General features: G+C 47.1%; 8 protein-coding genes. 4 read left to right on the plus strand and 4 right to left on the minus strand.

The window, feature by feature from the left end:
* Positions 1–28: 28 nt before the first annotated feature.
* Genes B9Z46_RS14755 through B9Z46_RS14770 form a run of 4 tightly spaced genes read left to right on the plus strand, consistent with a single transcriptional unit; the run spans position 29 to position 3,727 of the window.
* The gene (locus tag B9Z46_RS14755) at positions 29–703 is read left to right on the plus strand and encodes a methyltransferase domain-containing protein (RefSeq protein ID WP_108257353.1); all 675 of its coding nucleotides are present in this window, start codon (positions 29–31) and stop codon (positions 701–703) included.
* Positions 704–721: 18 nt separating this feature from the next.
* Complete coding sequence (locus tag B9Z46_RS14760; protein WP_108257354.1) at positions 722–1,537, plus strand: ABC transporter permease; 816 nt, start codon at positions 722–724, stop codon at positions 1,535–1,537.
* Positions 1,538–1,562: 25 nt separating this feature from the next.
* Positions 1,563–2,831, plus strand: coding sequence for an ABC transporter ATP-binding protein (locus B9Z46_RS14765; protein ID WP_233246036.1), 1,269 nt, complete (start codon positions 1,563–1,565; stop codon positions 2,829–2,831).
* Between the two features lie 2 nt (positions 2,832–2,833).
* Positions 2,834–3,727, plus strand: a complete 894-nt coding sequence (locus B9Z46_RS14770; RefSeq protein ID WP_108257356.1) for a lysophospholipid acyltransferase family protein — start codon at positions 2,834–2,836, stop codon at positions 3,725–3,727.
* Between the two features lie 2 nt (positions 3,728–3,729).
* Here the strand turns inward: B9Z46_RS14770 and B9Z46_RS14775 are convergent, their stop codons facing one another.
* From B9Z46_RS14775 to B9Z46_RS14790, 4 genes are all read right to left on the minus strand, one after another.
* Positions 3,730–10,728 (minus strand): Ig-like domain-containing protein, encoded by a 6,999-nt coding sequence (locus tag B9Z46_RS14775; RefSeq protein ID WP_146179280.1) that lies wholly within the window; start codon positions 10,726–10,728, stop codon positions 3,730–3,732.
* An 8-nt stretch (positions 10,729–10,736) separates the two neighbouring features.
* Positions 10,737–11,474: a GNAT family N-acetyltransferase gene (locus tag B9Z46_RS14780; RefSeq protein WP_158268456.1), complete on the minus strand. Its 738-nt coding sequence runs from the start codon at positions 11,472–11,474 to the stop codon at positions 10,737–10,739.
* A 109-nt stretch (positions 11,475–11,583) separates the two neighbouring features.
* Complete coding sequence (locus B9Z46_RS14785; RefSeq protein WP_108257359.1) at positions 11,584–18,768, minus strand: SwmB domain-containing protein; 7,185 nt, start codon at positions 18,766–18,768, stop codon at positions 11,584–11,586.
* Positions 18,769–18,786: 18 nt separating this feature from the next.
* A partial coding sequence (locus B9Z46_RS14790) for a hypothetical protein (RefSeq protein ID WP_199220626.1) occupies positions 18,787–20,156 on the minus strand: 1,370 nt, incomplete at its 5' end.

The following is a 20,156-nucleotide window of genomic DNA, read 5'->3' on the forward strand; positions in this document are numbered from 1 at the left end:
ACACCAGATCCACCAAACGCACAGAAATATGCACCCCACCGCAATGAGCAATGCTCAAAGCTTCTTTGATGCTTACGCCAATTCATTTGATTTTTCTAAAAAAACCAAAGTCATCGAAATTGGTTCCCAAGATGTCAATGGCAGTTTGCGTCAAGTTTGTCCCGATGCATTCGATTACATTGGTTTAGATTTTCAAGCAGCAAAAGGTGTCGACATTGTGTTGGACGACCCCTACACCCTCCCCTTTGACTGCGAGTCAGTTGACATCGTTTTGTCTAGCTCGTGTTTTGAACACTCTGAAATGTTCTGGTTGGTGTACTTGGAAGTGCTGCGCGTGTTAAAGCCTAACGGGCTGTTTTATTTGAACGCACCATCTGCTGGCAATTTCCATCAGTTCCCAGTCGACTGTTGGCGCTTTTACCCTGACAGTGGCCGCGCGTTGATCAAGTGGTCAGCGCGCAACGGCCTAGACACCGAGCTGCTAGAAAGCTATGTGCAACAAGGCGGTGGCCAGTGGCAAGATTTTGTGGGTGTATTTGTTAAATCTGCGGCATATGCATCTGCCTTTCCAAGGCGTATCCTAGACGCCAAAACAGATTTCGAAAATGGCTTGCGCATGGGCCAACAAGCACTCATTCAACCCAGCTTCATTAGCCAAAACGAGAAAAAACTGGGTCTGATAAACGAAATCATCCAACGCTAGTCATTGGATAATGGCAGCATGAATCCCAAACACATTTTCTCAAGCTTGTGGCAATACCGCATATTGATCAAGCACATGGTCTTGAGGGAAGTCGCTTCGCGCTACAAAGGTTCATTGCTAGGCATTTTATGGGCAGTTATCAATCCTATTTTGATGCTGGCGGTTTACACCTTTTTCTTCAGCGTGGTCTTTCAATCGCGCTGGTCTGGCAATGGCCATAAGGTAGGCGAAAGTCAGTTTGAATTTGCCATTGTGTTGTATGCAGGCTTACTGGTTTTCAACCTTTTCTCAGAGTGCATTGCCCGTGCGCCCACTTTGATCTTAAGCAACGCCAATTATGTAAAAAAAGTCATTTTTCCATTGGAAGTGTTGCCATGGATTTCACTTGGCTCGGCCATGTTTCACTTGCTCATGGGTTATGGGGTTATTTTGATCTTCATTGCAGTCGCGGGCATGCCCTTGCATCTGTCTGCGCTTTTGTTTCCATTCGTCCTGCTCATCCTGGTTCCAATGATCATGGGTTTGTCGTGGTTGCTGGCTTCTGTCGGCGTGTTCTTTCGCGATATCGGCCAAATCATTGGCATGGCATTAACAGCTTTGATGTTTCTCAGCCCCATTTTTTATCCCTCTACAGCGCTGCCCGAGTCTTTGCAAAAGATGCTGTATTGGAATCCGCTAACGTTTGTCATTGAGCAGGCCAGAAACGTTTTGATCTGGGGTACTTGGCCAGACTTTGGTGGCTTGCTGATCTACTCAATTGTTTCTTTGTTGGTAGCGTGGTTGGGTCTTTTGGCATTCAAGTCCATGCGAACTGGGTTTGCAGATGTCCTCTGAATCTCTCCAAGCAAGTTCACTGCCTTTGACTGATCGTCAGACAGCCATTCGTGTGTCGCACATGAGCAAGTGTTACCACATGTACGCACAGCCCAGCGATAGACTGAAACAGGCACTTGTAGCACTGGTCAGCAAACTGTTAGGTTCACCTGTCAAGAACTATTTCCGAGAATTTTGGTCTTTGAAAGACATCTCTTTTGAAGTCAAAAAAGGTGAGACCTTAGGCATCATTGGGCGCAACGGTGCTGGCAAATCCACACTGCTGCAAATATTATGCGGCACCCTCACACCCAGCGCAGGGAGTGTGCAAGCATTTGGACGCGTGGCTGCCCTGTTAGAGCTCGGTGCGGGTTTTAACCCAGAGTTCACGGGTCGTGAAAACATTTTCATGAATGCCAGTGTCTTGGGCTTAACCGATCAAGAAATCAAAGACCGACTTGAGGACATCATTGCCTTTGCCGACATTGGAGCCTTCATTGACCAGCCCGTTAAAACCTACTCATCGGGCATGTACGTGCGCTTGGCATTCTCCATTGCCACCAGCGTCGACCCCGATATTTTGGTGATTGATGAAGCATTGTCTGTAGGCGACGGTTCGTTTTCCAGAAAATCGTTTGACCGCATCATTGCACTGCGCGACGCTGGCAAAACCATTCTCTTTTGCTCGCACTCCTTGTACCAAGTAGAAGCCATTTGCGACCGCGTGATCTGGTTAGACGGCGGTCAAGTGCAAGTGATGGGCGAGCCCGCCAAAGCCATCGTGGCCTACAACGCCATGCTGAGCAAGTTAAGCGGCAATGGCAATTCGGGACTGCAAGCGAATGCATCGTCCGTTTCGTCTTCTGACGTCGTCAAAGCACCTGCAGGTGTGGCCTACATCAAGCGTGTCACTGTGTACTCTGATGGCTTAGACGGCAAAGACCTGCAAGTGTCTTCACGTAAAAGCTTGGTGCAAATTCAGCTCGACTTTTTGTGCGATGTGAACTTGCCTGCACCCAGCGTAGCCGTGGTCATTACCGACACCGAAGGCAGCGAGATCGCCAGTGCTGGCACCGTGAACGACAAAGTGCCTCTGCAAGTTTCAGCCAATGGAGAGGGCTCAGCTTTGCTGAGTTATGACAACTTCCCCTTGCTGAAGGGCGTGTACTGGGTGAACGTTCTGCTCATGTGTGAAAAAGGCATTCACATTTACGAGCCTGCAGAAAAAGTGGCCAAGCTTACCGTGCATCAAGCCGATTCAGAAATTGGCATTGTGTCTTTGCCACACCGGTGGACTGATGCGGGCACGTCTTGAACATGAACGCTAGCATTCAGTTTTGGCTTAAGAAGTTTCGAATGCGCGTGGTGTTTCCTGCGCTGGCATTGTTGCCCGCTAAACAGAGCTACGCCTTGGCCACCTTCATCGGCTTTCTGGATTGGAAATACCTGAACACCACCGAGCGTATGGAAGTGGCGCAGCAGATGCAGCAAATTCCGGTGCTCAATGCCGATTTAATTGACACCTATTCCAAACGCTTTTGCCAACTGATGGCGCGCGACACCCTCGACAGCTACAGAATGCCGCGCATGACGGCTGGCAACACCGGCCATCTGTTGGAGGTGCTTGGCTTAGAACATTTGGTGGCAGCAGAAAACAAAGGCAAAGGCGTTCTGCTGCTGGTGCCCCACTACGGCAGATACTTCATGTTAGGCCCAGCCCTGAGATTTTTGGGACATGGCTTTGGTGTGTTTACCACCGCCATCACAGAAGCCACAGCGCCTGACGAAAACTGGCGCACCTACCTCACGCAAAAACTCAAGAATGGTTTCATGTTTTGCGGCGGCGAATGGATCACCTCTGACGATTCACCCTTGCGGATCTACGCCAACCTCAAAGCTGGCAACAGCTTGCTCATGGCCTTTGATGGCGTTGAATCTACCAGCGACAAAAAACTCAGTGCTCCATTTTTAGGCGGCACAGCACATCTGGCAACTGGCTCATTGCGAATTGCAAAGCGAACAGGTGCTGCCCTTGTTTATATCAGTGTCAAAGAAGTGGGTGAAAGCCTGAAATTTGAAATAAGCGCATTACCCGAAGACCCAGAGCTGGCCCTGCAAGAAGCTACAACTTGTTTAGAAAAAGACATCCAAGAGATGCCGTGGCACTGGTGGCTATGGCGTGCGCTACCCCGCGTTTGGTCACGCAACTAAAACTATGGGCTGGTAAACAGCAATCCACTGGTTTGCAAGCCGACCAAATCAATGTTGTTTGCGTTGAAACTTGTATCTGCAGCCATTGTGCCCAAAGTGGCGATGCTATAGACACCAGTTTCTAATAACTTTACAAATGGTGCTTTGTCTGTATCTGACGGTGAAACACCAACTACATTGGTGTACAGCAAGTCGACAACTTGCGTAGGTGTAGGCGTGGTGGTGCCCAGCTTGGTCTCTATGGCCAACTTCATCAGGCTAGAGTAATCTGCTAGTTTGTTATCTAAGAAATACAAACCAATGCCTGCATAGGCTTTGTCCTTCACAGCATTTTTGCCAAACACTGCACCTAGTATTTTGGCTACTTGGCCCGCATTTCCGTCGAGGTCAATGGCTAATTTCACATCGGCAAATTCCAAACGCTCAATGGTAGTGAGAGAATCTTTGCCTTCAAGGGTATGTTGCAGTGTTGTCACAGAAGAAGATGCCCCTGCCCCGCTCGGAGTGCTCTTACCCAATACGCCCAGCACTATTTTGTATTCATTGAGCGTCCCTGAATATCGGGCAGTGTCAATTCCATCATCGCCTCGCAAAACATCATCACCTGTGCCACCTATTAGGATATCGTTGCCAATGCCACCAAAAACAGTGTCGTTGCCCGAACCGCCATCAATCAAATCATTGCCGCCGGCAGAGCCTAAAGTGTCGTTACCTGCACCGCCAAATATTTGATCATCATCCGCACCAAGCATGATATCTTGCGCGCCAGAATCACCCACGACCGTTTGCGAACCATCACCACCTCGAATGGTTGCGGCACCCACCACCATGACATAAGTGCTAGGTGCTGAAGCATCCGTCACGCTGTTGTTGAGCGTCAAACTCATCGTTTTACCATCAGCTGCTGTTGGCGTTTTCAATACCAAGATTTCGCCTGCAACCGATTTCAAATCAATTTTTTCAGAGCCTGTGCTTTGAGTTTTAGAAAAATCTAAAACAGCCATGTTGTACGACTTGGTAATGTCCGAAGTTGATTTTGTAGCTGTAACTTTGTCCAGCATCAAACTCATGGAGGACTGTGCAGCCAGCATCGTTTCTTTACCAAGCGATGCTGCCAGAGCAACGGCCATATAAGAAACATCACTGATAGGTTTGTCAGACTGCGTTACAGCCAAAGATACAGCACCAGTTAAAGAAACTGATGTTGATTTGGTAGGAACCTGTCCAGACACAATTGGGACGGTAGTGCCAAGACTCAAATTCACACCAGACGATGTTGTGGCCTGTAAAGATTTTTGTGTGAAATTGTTGCCCAAGCCATAGGAAACATTGCTGGTAGTGAGTTGTACGCCACCAGACAAAGTTTCAGACTTGACCGAGATGGTTTGAACCTGCTCAGGCAAAGCAAGGTTCATGGCAGTCAAGGCCTTGGTCAAAGAAAGGGCTGCATCTTGCTCTTTGGCTGCACTGGCACCACTGACCGTTGTTTTATCAAATACAGGCAACACTGGTGTGACAGAGGTAACAGGCTTGGCGGTAGAACCGCCGCCACCACCGCCACCACCGCCACCACCGCCACCTCCGCCGCCGCTGGCAGCAACTGGTACAGGAGAGGTATCACGAGTTAGGGTGAGCGTATTGTTGGCTTCAGAGCCATCACGGTTCAAATTACCAGCACTGTTAGAAAATTTTAAGTTACCAACAGACACAAGGCCTGCATCGAAACTACCAGAGATGGGCGTAAAGGTGGCCGAATATAGTGAACCGCTTCCAGAGAAATTAGACAGTGTGCCACCAGAAACCGTAACGTCACTGGCATCGAAATCTGTTGCAGGCTGACTGAGACTGAATGTAATCACTGCAGTTTCAGTTGCTCTAACGCTGGATTTGCTAGCAGTTATTTCAATTGCAGGCCGCACTGTATTGACTGTCAGTGTTTGTGTATTGTCAGCGTCCTGTCCATCAGCGTTCAAATTGCCTGCTGAATCTGAAAATTTATTGCTTGCAATGCTCACAACGCCGTTAGCCGTGCTGTCGGACAGCGGCGTAAAGACAGCTGTATAAATTGCACCGTTGCCCGTAAAGTTACTGAGTGTGCCGCCGCTAACTGTCAAATCAGACATTGAAAAGTCTGTACTCTCTTCACTCAACGTAAACGTCAAATTTGCAGTTTCGCCTGCTAAGACAGTGGTTTTGTCTTTTGTAATTGCCGCTGTAGGTGGCGTTGTGTCCACTACATACAGAACAGCTTCAGTTCTGGCACTGCTGACTGACTCAACGATCCCATGTCCGTCTAGGTAGCTTGCAAGCACACGAATCAATTTTGTAGACAGCGCATTGGTTAAATTAAGTGAAGGACCCGTAACAACATTGCTCCAGGTATTTCCGTCAGTACTGCTCTGCCATTGATAGGTTACGACTCCCATGCCATCGGCGTCGGTCAATGTATGGGAAGCTGTTAGCACCTCAAACGCTTTGGCTGTACCCTGGACAGACACAGCACCAGCAGGGCTGTTGTTGGCCAGTGCAAGGCTTGTATCTGAAAATTGCAGATACTCTATGCCTCGGAGCGTATCAAGTCCCTCGCTGCCAACTGTGTCTCGAATAGTGAAACCAGTTTCTATCGCGCTGATCACATAATTGGCTTTGACCCCCGAGTAAATGGCTGAGTCAATGCCTGCACCACCCTCAATAGAGTCGTTCCCAGAGAAACCTTCAATTTTGTTGTCGTTTTGATCGCCAGTTAATTGATCCGAAGATTGGCCGCCCACAACATTCTCAACACCAGTCAATGTATCGTTACCAATTTCTGGGCCCGAGGCAGTTCCTGTGACCAAGTTAACAGTGATACCGCTTACAGCACTTTTGTAAACAACTGTGTCTTGGCCAATTCCGCCTATATAAGAGTCGTTACCCTCACCATTGCCACCCACAATGGTGTCATCGCCTTCTCCAGCGTCTACAACATCATTGCCCGATCCTGAAAATAAGTAATCGTTTCCTTTTCCGCCTTTAAGCAAGTCATTTGACAAATCTGTGCCAAACACAAAATCGTCGTTATCCGAGCCATTTACTTCAAGCTGATCTGCCGACGTAGGAAAATAAACGCGTATCTTTTGTGGCAAAGATTTCAGGTTACCTTGTTGAAAGTCGTAGGTGTTCTTATTGCCAGCGATATCTTCAAAAAACACATAATCTATTGAATACTCACCTGGGGTGTACTCGGTCGAAAGAGACTTAACACCAGAAAAAGAATAGCGCCCCGCGCCCTCATTCGAAAAATCAAGCCAAGGTGCATCAATCAAGACACCCGTTGGACTGTGCATTCGCACATAAACACCCCTCAAGCCCGAAATAGTTTCAGAAATTAGACCCTCAAAATGAATAATGGGACGTTGGGTAGCACTGTTGAATTTGGCAGTGGGATTGAATGTCTGTAAATCCGGCAATTCGGTGTCGCCGTTGGCATTCTGAATTTGAATTGTCACGGGATTCGTCAAAAGCCACTGCTGCGACATTTGGTTGTTACCGGCTTTGTCTTCTAATCGAATGGTGTTGACCGTGTACACGCCAGTTGGCGAAAATTTTGAAAAGCCAAAGTCAAACTCAGCTACGCCGTTTGAGCCGAAATCTACCCACTGCTGCAAGCTAGCGCCAGTTGGCGAGAAAAATTCGACAACAAAGCTTCCCTTCAAACCGCTACCCGTATCAGACGCTACAATTTTCATTGGTACCGCAATTGAACCATCTGATTTCAAATACGAAGGTGATGTTTGAACACTGACAAGCTCAGGCGAATCACTGTCCGAACTCGGATTATTGAGGCTGGTCTTGATGTTAAAGCCCAACTCCGTTAACTGATACTCATTGAGTGACAATTGAGTTTGGGTATTGTCAGTGGCACTGATTATTCTGATGCCATAGTCTGTACTCTTGGCATATTGCGAAAGTTCTACTCTGGCTTTAAAAATACCAGTGGCAGAATCCCTTGCGAGAGTCATCCATGTTTGGCTATCGTTGATTGCCCAATACAGCAGAGAAATACTTTGCGCATTCGAAAAATTCGAAGACAAAGTTACTTGAAAATCTAAATAGGGTTTTGAAGTACCAGAGTCAATACCCGACGCGACCACCAAGCGCTCCACATCAGGAATTTTGGGCTCATAGCTAAATGCCAAAGCATTGTTTGCATCAGAACCATCGGCATTCAAATTACCTGCCGCATCGCCAAACTTGCCGCTTGCCAACGTTACACTCCCAGTCGCAGAAGTTGGCGTGTAAGTTACGCTGTAGCTGGTGCCTGATCCTGTGAAGTTCGACAAGGTGCCACCCACTGCATCCAAGTCACCCACCACAAAATCAGTGCTGGCCTCACTCAAAGTCACGGTGATGGTGGCTGTAGAGCCTAGCTTTAGCAGCGTTCGGTTGGCACTTAAACGGGCTGTCGGCACTATCGTGTCGACGGCAATTGCTCTTGTATTATTTGCGTCAGCGCCGTCTGTATTTTGATTGCCTGCAGCATTCGTGAACTTGTTGCTGGCAACACTCACTGTGCCACTCACAGCGGTTTCTGCTGCTGGTGCAAAGGTGGCCGTGTAGGTGGTGCCCGATCCACTAAAGTTACTCAGCGTTCCACCCGTTGCCACAACATCTTCTAGCGCAAAGTCGGTTACCGACTCACTGACTGTGAATGTCACAACAGCAGTCTCACCCATCTTCACAGCGGTCTTGTCCAACGCCAACGCTACACTTGGCCTTACTGTGTTCACAGTCAGCGTTTGACTGTTGTCTGCATCCGCCCCGTCTGCATTGTCGTTGCCTGCCGCGTCTGTCAACTTGCTGCTTGACACACTGACCACCGCATTGGTGGTACTTTCAGCAGTGGGCGTTAGCACCACGGTGTAATTCACACCGCTGCCACTGAAGTTGCTCAGTGTGCCACCCGTGACTGTAATGTCATTCACATCAAAGTCTGTGCTCGACTCGCTCAGCACAAACGTGATCAACGCCGTCTCACCCGCCTTGACACTGCTTTTGTCCTTTGTCACTGCAATCGTAGGGGCTACAGCGTCATAGCTTAATGTGATTGTGTTATTTGCCTCTGAACCATCGGCATTCAAATTACCTGCCGCATCGCCAAACTTGCCGCTTGCCAACGTTACACTCCCAGTCGCAGAAGTTGGCGTGTAAGTTACGCTGTAGCTGGTGCCTGATCCTGTGAAGTTCGACAAGGTGCCACCCACTGCATCCAAGTCACCCACCACAAAATCAGTGCTGGCCTCACTCAAAGTCACGGTGATGGTGGCTGTAGAGCCTAGCTTTAGCAGCGTTCGGTTGGCACTTAACGTTGCTTTTGGGGCAACTGTATCGTATGTGAAATTTAAAGTGTTATCAGAATCTGAGCCATCTTCATTCAAATTGCCAGACAAGTCTGAAAACTTTCCATTGGCAACAGTTACTGATCCCGTTGCAGCATTCGGCTTGAAAGTCACTGTATAAGTTGAGCCACTGCCACTGAAGTTGCTTAAGTCTCCACCAGTTGCCGTGAGATCAGACAAAGTGAAATCAGTACTTGCTTCACTCAAAGAGATGGTGACGGTTGAGCTTCCATCTAGCATCACAGTGGTCTTGCTAGCACTCAGAGCAAGCGTTGGCGGTGTTGATTCCAAATTGAATGACACATCGCTAAAAGTCAGCCGTTCAATAGAGGTCAGTTGATCGATGCTATTGTCTGTCGCTGTGATTTTGAAAAAACCACTGGCTGCAACCCATTCAATTTTATAAAGGGCCCTATTGCCATTGAATGCAACAACATCAGTCCCAGTACCACCATTGATTGTGTCGTTACCTGCCCCACCCGAAATCAAATCGTCACCCGCGCCTGAATTGATCGCATTGTTCAAAGAGTTACCAATGATCAAATCAGAAGCTGCTGAGCCTGTTGCATTTTCAAATTCACCGTAAAACCACCTCAAGCTGGCCGGATCACCTCGGTTAACAAGTGTGTTATTGAAGTCAGCCAAGCTCATGACCACACCTACCAAATGGTCAGCATCCGTAATCGTTACACCCATGTTGATGTAAGCACCCAACGCATAGTTGCTAGCATCCATGGTGTCAATACCACCCGGATCAAAATAGGTTCTATAACCTACCGTGCCAGCGGTGATGGTGTTGTCTGCACTACCTGTTGTGCCTGAGCCTTCGCCATACGCCTTCTGCAATGCAATCACGTCCATGATCATGGGTGTGTAGGCATTGTTTCCTATGACCGCACTTTCATCGTCATACGACATGATGGTGAAGTACTCTTTGTTCATGTCTGCCGCAGTATCGGTTTTGAAACCCAATTGCGAGAACCCAGCGTCCTTGGTGGCTGAAAAGTTGGCAGAGAGCGTTGCCACACCTGCACTAGAGTATGAAATATGTGGATGCGACAACCCTAAAGAATGCAGCATTTCATGCATTAATACTTGGCGACTCTTTGACGACTCAGCAAATGTGACGCCGCCCTCTCCCACAAAGGCGGCTCCATTTAAATTGATAAAAACATCACCTTGAGAATATTGATAACCAAAAATGGTGTCCTTATTTGCACCACTAATTCCCAGTAAGTTGCTTGCGGCATACATCAACGTAATGTTGATGTCGGAATTTCCTCCAACCTCTATAGGCGTATCTAATGAATATGTATTGCCCGAGTAAGTAAACGAGTCGTAATCAACAACTGATGAAAATTGAAGACCTGCATACGATGAAAAAATTGAAAGAATATTTTGAACGTCACCAACATCGCTAGCATCCCAAACAACTTCAGCGCTGTAGGGATACATGGTTAGTTCACTTAGCTTTATCCAACCATTGGTGTAGTAGGTTTGAGGAATTCCATCCGACAACGACACCCTGATCGTGCCAGAGTACTTGTACTGAGTCCAACCCGCAAAATTAAATAGCGCCTTGTCAAACAAACTTCCGGGTGTGTAGCTGACGTAGGTGGCCATTATTTTTTCTAATTAGATAAATTCAAATTTAAGCACCCCGCAGGATACTTAGGTGCCACTGTTTTGCGGCCTATTCGGGTCAATCGTGAATTTTCAAAAAACTCTTTTCGCAACAAGCCAAAAATGTGCAGGTCTTCGCGTTGGGCTGTAATTCGATTTCTAATGTGCGAGCGCATAACGCCTTCTCGCTGAAACCCCAAATGAAGCGTGGCGTCTTGCGCTGCCTTGTTACTTTGATAAACATAGCCATAGATTTTTTCCAGTCGCAAACTAGAAAATGCGGCAGAAAACAACAGCATGGCAGCCTCCACCATCTTCTGCCGCATTTCAGGCAAAACAGGAAAACCCAACAACCATTCAGCGCGTCTGTTTTCAAAATCCAAATCAGCAAGGCATGCCAGTCCAAGCGGCTTGCCTAACAAATCAACTATCACCCAATCTAGCTGTTTAGTTTGCAAAGGCTGTAAACGCGTTCTTTGGATAAATCCTTCTACAACTGCAGGCCCGCTGCCAATAAAACTGTTGTAACGCTCAACGAATGAAGTTGTTTGAAGCAACTCCGTTAAAAAAGTACGGTGTTGTTCTTGCGGCCTGATCAACATCAGACTTTTTGACTTTAAAGGGTGATGCCAAACCGGATGACATACCAATGAGGGCATTAACAAATCATGGGGCAAATGTTCAGATGCCTGCTGCAATTCACTGGCATAGTGCAAGGCCCAACCTGCCTCTACGGGACGTTGCAATTTCAAAGCCAATTTGGCGTAGGCGCACAAAACTTCAAATTTGTGAGATGAAGCGCCAGGCGTCAACACGCCTTGCGTTCGCATAGCCTCGAAAGCAAAGGCGTCGTCTTTAGACATTCACGCCTACAGTGTGAATAGCAACGGCGTTATCAAGATTGGTGTAAACATCAGCCGATACTTCCTCAATGAAACGCGTGCCAGCAAGCGTGCCATCGCTGTACCAGAGGTCATAGCCAGTCGTGCTCTGGGTGTCTGCTGTGACCAGATAGATGGCGTTGTCTGCCACCACTTTGAAGTTCTTGACAGCGCTCGCCAACTTCACAGTGGTATTGAGAGTTCCATTGGTTGCATAAAAATCACCGTTCAACAAACTAAAGAACGCCTGATCAGTGTCAGATTCCATCTTCTTTAGGGCAGAACCGACATTCACAAGTTCCGAATTAACAGGTGTAGCACCACTTAAATTGGCCGCAGCTATAGAGTTGCCGTCGACATAGAGCAATGTATTCCCTATTGCCTTGTAAACGCCCACAGTGCTGCCAATCTGAACAGTGCCCGCACTGGTTCCATTACTGATAAATAAGTTTTGTTGGGTAGCTGATGTATAAGCCTTGAACACCAGTTTTCCACTGACCATGAACGCGTCAACGTTTCCGGTCAAGGATGAACCACTGCCCTGCAAGATGTCTTTAACCAAAGCAAATGAGTTGTTGGACAAATCTGCAACCCATAGTTCTGAACCATTTGCAGTATCTGCAACACTGAAGAAAGCTTTATTAGCGTCCGCAGCCAATTGAATGACAGAACTTCCAACATCTCCTAACCGAGTGAATGTGGTTCCATTGGTCGAATAAAAGCCAAGGCCTGCGGCGGTATTGGCCGTGAAAAACAAAAGCGTATTTGCTTTGCCCACAATTTGTGGGCTGGATGAATTAGACCCTGAATACACATCCAATACATGTGTACCTGGAACGGTACCATTTGTAAACACCAGCTCCTGTCCCAATGTCAATGTATCTGAACCTTTGACCCAACCGTTAACGTTTGCAGAAAATACAACTTCACCTTCGAAAGAAACAAAATTCGGAGAAGTACCAGCTCCGCTAATACTGCCGCTAAAAAGGTCTAATGCGAAAGTTCCAGAGTCGGTGCCATCGCTAATCCAAGCTTCATAACCATATGTTGGGTTGTAGCCGCTAAATACCAACTTACCGCTTGGCAAAATAGCGCCTAAACTTGTAAAGTAATTTAATCCAGACATAGCGCCTGGATTTATATCTTTAACCAAGTTAATGTTTGGTGTTGTGTCATTCAATGAAATTTTGAAAAGTTCATTGCCATAGGGTGGACTGTAATAATTTGCCCAAATGGTTTGCGAGACCGTATCAATAGCACCGTTAGGCAGATCAGACACAAGCTTTGTACCACTCACAGTACCATCCGTTATCAATCCTTTTTTGCTTGGGTCATTCGAATCTGTAAATACAATTTTGTTACCGACTTTGAGTGTTGCGCCATAAACATCTATGTCAGCTGCCAACGGCGTTGGCGCCACGACTGAACTGCCTATACTGAACGCCTTTTGAAAGTAAGTACTGGTTGTATTGTCGTAACATTCAACTTTGTAAACCGCATAATTACCGTCGCCAGTTACGTTCAGCTTGGTACCGGTATACATATAGGTATTAGGCTGCAATGTCACAAAATCAGAACCCTGCTTGGTGCCATCGCTGGAATAATATCTATAGTTTTGCGGAACCAACAAAGTCCACGGCGCCTTCACTTCGGGAACAGGCGTCTGATTGACAACGGTCGCATTGGTCAAACTTGCTGCGTCATACCCATTGATATCCTGAATTGCAGCAGTGTCGTTGCCGGATGTCGGGTCTGCATAACTTACTGTCACCACATTTGAACTAGTCACTGCAGCAGACAAAGTAAGAGTTACCGTTTTAGCACTTGCGTTCACAGCCACTGAAGAAACAGTTGCGGTGGTTCCCCCCAACGTAAATTTATTCGCAACGGGTATGTTGCTTGCATCTAACGAACTTGCGTCAGTGTAGGTCATGGTCAACGTGTTGCCATTGACTACTGCAGAGCTGAACAATGGCGGCATGTTATCTGCCGTTTCATTGGTAACTGCAACATTGGTAATACTGGCTGCATCGTAGCCATTTGCATCTTGAATTGCAGCGGTGTCATTGCTGTTCGATGGATCTGCATAACTTAAAGTCACTGCATCTGTACTTCGAACTGAAGCAGACAAAGTCAAAGACACTGTTTTGTTAGTCGCATTGACTACTACTGAAGAGACTGTTGAAGTTGTACCACCCAGCGTAAATCTACTTGCCAAAGGTATGTTCACAGCATCAAGTGAACTGGCATCTGTGTAAGTCATGGTCAGTGTAGCGCCATTCACAACAGCTGAGCTAAACACAGGTCCTACATTGTCTGAAGTTTGATTGGTAACAAACCGATTCGTAAAACTGACTGTGTCATTGCCAGCAGCATCTTGTAGTGCTGCTGTATCGTTGGCCGTTGTTGGATCGGCATAACTGACTTTGACCGTATCTGAGCTAAGTACAGACTTTGACAATGTCAGGGTGACTGTTTTTGAAGCGGCATCAACGGACACGGCAGATACGGTTGCATCTGTACCGCTCAAGGTAAATGCGCTGGCAGCTGGCGGATGTGCTGCATCTAGCTGGTTGTCATCCTTCATGGTAATCAGCAAACTAGTACCGCTAACCACAGCCGCCGTCACTACTGGCGCTGAAATATCGTTGGGCGCCGCTGTACCCGGTGTTCGGATTGCTATCGCAGTGTCTAATACTCTGGCAATTTCATTTTGTACAGCTTCTACAAACCGAGTTCCAGAGACTGTTCCATCGCTATACCAAAGATCGTAGCCGTTAGCACTTTGTGAATTAGAAACCGTAAAGTAAATGGCGTCTTCTGCAACCAATTTGAAGCTGTAAACAGAACTGGCCAGTTTGAATGTGGTCGACAGAGTTCCTTTGGTTGCATACAAGTCACCATTGGCCAACTTAAAGAACGCTTGGTCAGTATCTGACTCCATCTTGGCCACAACTGAGCCCACATTCACCAGTTCAGTTTTGACAGGTGTACTTCCAGACAAATTAGCAGCACTGATGGAGTTCCCATCAGCAAACACCAAGGTGCTACCTAACGCAACGTAAGCACCTAAGCTCGCACCAATCTGAACGGTCCCAGCTTTTGAACCATTGCTCACAAATAAGTTTTGCTCTGTGGCAGATGTGTAAGCTTTAAAAACCAGCTTGCCATTGACCATAAATGCACCGACATCGCCAGATAAGCCCGAGCCACTACCAGGCAAGATATCTTTTACCAAACCAAAGGTATTCGCTGCAAAATCTGCAACCCACAACTCTCCGCCCCTTGCCGTATCTGTCACGCTAAAAAATGCTTTGTTGGAATCCCAGGCCAACCGACTTGCACCGTCACTGATGCTTGCTAAAAAATTGAAAGTCGTACCATTGGTTGAATAAATTCCCTTACCAGCTGAAGTTGTCGCAGTGAAGTACAAGAGGCCATTGACTTGACCCACAATTTCAGGGTTTGATGAGTTACTTCCAGGATATACATCAAGCACATGTGTTCCTGCCAAGGTGCCATTTGTAAATACCAACTCCTGACCTGTATTAATTGTGTCAGTGCCCTTTACCCATCCATTAACGCTTGCGGTGAATACAACTTCGCCTTCAAAAGCAACGAAAGACTGCGGATTACTGCTGTAACCACTTTTACCTAATGGGCTTGGATACAAGTCGAGAGGAAAAGTACCAGCCTCTGTTCCATCACTCACCCAAGGCTCAAAACCCAATGTGGGGGTATAGGCACTGAATACCAACTTACCACTTGGTAACAATGCTGCTTGATTATTGGTACCGTTAGTCAGGTAATTAAGGCCGCTTGATGTTCCTGGGTAAATGTCTTCTACCAATGACATACTTGGATTAGCGTCTGACAATGAAATTTTAAAAAGTTCACGACCATAAGGAACGCTGCTAAGTGTTGACCAAATGGTTTGACTAGAGTCATCCAAGATGCCTGCACGTAAAGAAGGGATCAATTTTGTGCCTGAAACAGTTACATCTGTAACAAGACCACTTAGATTTGACCCAACCCAATCATAAGGAGAGGGTGCAAACACAATCTTATCGCCGAGCTTGTAGATTGTGTTGTTGTAATTCGTATCTATGCCTGCACCTAAAAGTGTGAGGGATTGAAGTGAACCACCTATGCCATAAACTTTGTATGAGTAGTTAAGGCCAACTGCTGAATAGGTATTGAATACCAATACGCCGGCAGTTTTGTCAGCATTTGCAACCCACAGACCAGATTGAGTCGGATACGTTCCATCAGGCAGCGTTAAATAATCAGATCCTAACTTGGTTCCATCACTCATGTAAATGCTATTGCCTGGCTGCAACAGCAGCATCCAAGGTGCTTTGACTTCTTCAACTGGCGTTTGATTAATTACAACTGCATTGGAAATGCTGACCGCGTCATACCCATTGATATCTTGAATGGCCAACGTATCGTTACCGGTTGTCGGATCTACATAACTAACCGTAATGGTGTCGGAGCTTTTTACGGGCGCAGACAAATTCAATACAACTGATTTATTCGTGCTGTTGACGGCAATTGATGTCACAGTAGCAGTGGTACCACCCAAAGAAAATCTGCTGGCTGTCGGTACATTCACCGCGTCCAAAATACTGGCGTCAGAGAAGTACAAGGTGAGTACCGAACCGTTGACCACGGCAGAACTGAAGACAGGGGCAACATTATCTGGCGTTGCATTGATCAAATAACGATTGGTAAAGCTTGCAGCGTCATTACCTGCCGTATCTTGAATGGCAAAAGAGTCATTGTTAATAGAAGGATCGGTGTATGTCACCTTAACAGTGTCTGAGCTGCTCACTGCTTTGGACAAATTTAAAGTGACTGTTTTGGCGCTTGCATTCACCACCACACTACTTACTGCGGCATCTGTGCCAGTTAGGCTAAATGCATTGGCAGCTGGCGGGTGCGCAGCATCCAAGTCGTTGTAATCATTGAAGGAGAGTGTGATGCTTGCACCATTGACTGTTGCTTTTTTCAGGACAGGTGCAACTGTGTCATTGTTGACAGGTGCGCTGGCATTTCGCAAGCCAAATGCGGCGGTCAAATTGTAGGAGCCAGTTGGCAAGTCCTCAATAAATTGAGTACCTGCTGTGGTGCCATCTGAGTACCACAACGCCATATTGCTGGTATTGGTATTTATTTTTGTGAAATAAATAGCATCATCCGCGATCAACTTAAATTGGTTAACACTTTCTGCAATCTTGACAGTGCTTGCAGATGTACCGCCACTGGCATACAAAGCACCTGTGCTTGTTTGATAAAAAACCTGGTTGCTATCGGTCTGAAAACTTTGTATTGAGATTTCAGTCGTCAATGTTGAAAGAGTGGGTGCGCCATCACCTACTTGGAAGCCAAAAATACCTGTTGTCGTTCTGTAAATGAAGCGGTCATTGTTGATCACTGCAAATTGCACAATGGGAGCTGTCGCGACTTCATAGGTACCGCCTGATGTGCCGTTTGTGACATAGAGCGTCAATTCAGTTGCCGATTTGTAAGCGGTGAAAACAAATTTCTCGCCCACCATTTGCCGCACTTGGTTGCTGTGGGCCGTCATGCCTCCCCCAACACCTGGCATGATGTCTTTAACCAATGAAAGAGTGCGAGTAGAAAAATTTGCCATCCACAACTCTGACCCCATCCCTGAATCAGATTTTGTAATGAATGCCCTCTGCTCAGAGTGCCCTAAAATTTGCGAATCGAAGAAATCCCAATCACTTAATTTTTCTGGTGCTCCGCCATTGGTTCTGTAAATAGCAGATTGAGTTGAGAAATATTGATAGCCATTCAGCTGGTCTAAAAATTGTGGAGATGACCATGAGGAGCCAGCGGTTAGGTCATAGACAACCGTGCCCGCCTCAGTGCCATCCGTAATGACCAACTCGCGTCCTTTTTCACTGATAGTGCCATCGGTTTGTTTATTGACAACTGCCGTGAATAAAATCTTGTTTCCAAGCGTCACAAAACCGGATGGACTGCTGCTACTTCCGCTACCGCTTTTGGAACTGTAGCTGTATAGGTCACGCAGCAACTTGGTACCTTGCTCAGTGCCATCACTAACCCATGGTTCCATGCCAGTTGCACCATCATTAGCTGCAAAAACAATTCGTCCATCTGGTAGAACTGCACCGTCCAACTGCCCAGATCCTGACTTACCTGAGGAACTCAACCCAGAATTTGATCCTACTGCAATGTCCTTGGGCATTGAGGCCGTCAGACTTCCATTTGAGCCAACCGCCACATTCACCAACTCGGTACCAAATGGACCCAGAAATTGAGGCATCCAAATCGCTTGATTCGTTGAATCCAGTTTAAAGTTACTTTTTGATCCGCCCATCACCGTGCTGAAATTCGATTGATCCGTTGACCAATCTGTGACAGATGCAGTTCTGGCAATGTCTGTTGATTGTGGCAAGAAGAAAACTTTGTCACCCAAGTCAATTGGTTGAACTGAAGAATCTACTGTTCCTTGGTTTGTAATGACATTGTTTTTCAGCATCTGCAGTTTCTGCGTGCCATCACTTTGATATGAAGTAAAAACCGCTTTGGTCGCATCAGGGCTTACCACCACATTCTGAATAGACTGGTCAATCGGGAGTAAATTGGTACCCACAGCAGTTCCATCGCTCACCAATAAGTTTTGGGTATAGCCTGTGGACTTTGAGCCTGTTGATGTATTGAGCACCAAAGACCAGGGTGCTTTGGTTGCATTTGAAATGGTGCCCGTGTTCACAGCAGCCGAAGTAATGGTAACTGGATTGGCATCTAAAACCAAGTCACCCAACTTTACTTGCGCATTACCCGAGCTGGTGTCAATTTTCAAATTGGCTTGCAAGTCACTGAATACAATTTTTTGCGCATCCAACTGTGCAGGCAAGTTGATGCGATCACCATTGGTGTGCGACAAAATTGCCGTAGAGCCATCTCGCCAAATTTGCCAAGCACTGGCTGTACCATGCAAGTTGATGGTATTTGCACCTAACGCACCCACCAAATCCAAGCTACCACCTGCTTGCACAGTAATTGTCTGCGCGCCCCTTGAGTCATAAATCTGACTTACAAAGCCTGAACCCACTGTGTAGTTGGGCGTGGTGGTTAAAAGAACACCAATAAAGTTCGTGGTCATGATGACTCAATTCAAAAATTAACTGAAAAATACGTTGCCAACTGTCAATGCATTGAAGCTATTGACATCAAATACGATGGCGCCAGTAGGAATGACATCTACAAACGTGACACTAGAAACGACGCCGTCGATGTTTGACACCATGGTGACGTTGCCACCCTGACTAAAAAATGAAATTTGTTCTGCGGTAACATTTTTCCAACGAAACTCGTCGTTTTCACCAAACGATGTAATTCGATTCACACTCTGAATAGAAGCATCGTCTACAAAAGAAAAAGCACCAATGCTTGCCGAGTAAGTCATTGGGTTTGTCAGAGTGCCACCTGATGTATCCAGGGTCTTGACCTGCAAAAAATCACTTCCCGTAAAGACAATGTCACCAAGAGGCAACGCATTAAAGCTTGCGAGGTCATACACAATTTGACCGTTCGTGATGGCATTCAATAAAACGATGTATGAGATCACGCCTTTGTAGTTATAAGTCAACTCAATCTGCGTGCCCTTACTGGAAATTGCCAAGAATGGTCCGGCATCTGGGTGATTTAATGCAATAGCATCGTTGGCACCAAAATCACTGATGCTTGAATAACTGGCCACATAGATATCGTCTGAAAACACAAACGCCTTGCCACTTGCACTAAGGGCATAAGGCGTATTTGCTGTTCCTGATTTAGAGTCCAGTTGCAGTGCTACGGTTTCTTCTGCAGGTGTTGTGCCACCGCTACCGCCACCGCCACCTCCGCCGCCACCGCCACCGCCACCACCGCCTCCGCCGCCACTTGGTGGCTTAGGTGGTGTGACCACAGGAGGTTTTACCGCATTGGAATTGGTCGTCGCTCCGCCAGGCACAGCATCGGGCGTGATGCCTGTTGCAATCGCGCCGGCCTTGGCTTCTGTGACCAGCTTTGCGACATCACCAGCGGCAAAGCTTTTGTCGATGTTGCCCAATGCCGCACTTATGTCTGCGGCAGAGGGTGGTTTAGGCGTTGTGCCAGGTGCAGCAGGTGTGGTGCTGGCCAGTGCAGTTTTGAGTTGCTCCACCACACTGCCTTGCGTTACGGCCGCTGTTTTGGACATCGCGGTGAGCGACTCTGCAATCGTTGCGCCTTGCGCTGCTGTGTTGAGCAAGGTGTTGCTTTGCGAGACCACCTTGGCAATGCTGCTCAAGGACTCTGGACTCAGTGTGGTCTTGTTGATCTCTGCCGCTTTGGTCACTGCCGCTTGCAAGCTGGTGGTGTTCTTCAAATCGAACGTTGCAGCAGGTGTAGTTGGTGTAGTTGGTGTAGTTGGTGTAGTTGGTGTAGTCGGTGTGGTTGGCGTTGTAGGCGCAGTAGTAACCGAGCTAGAGATGGCGCTGGCCAAAGCCGAGACCACCGCCTGGCTGGCAC

The organism is Limnohabitans sp. Hippo4 (assembly GCF_003063605.1).
GTDB lineage: Bacteria > Pseudomonadota > Gammaproteobacteria > Burkholderiales > Burkholderiaceae_C > Limnohabitans_A.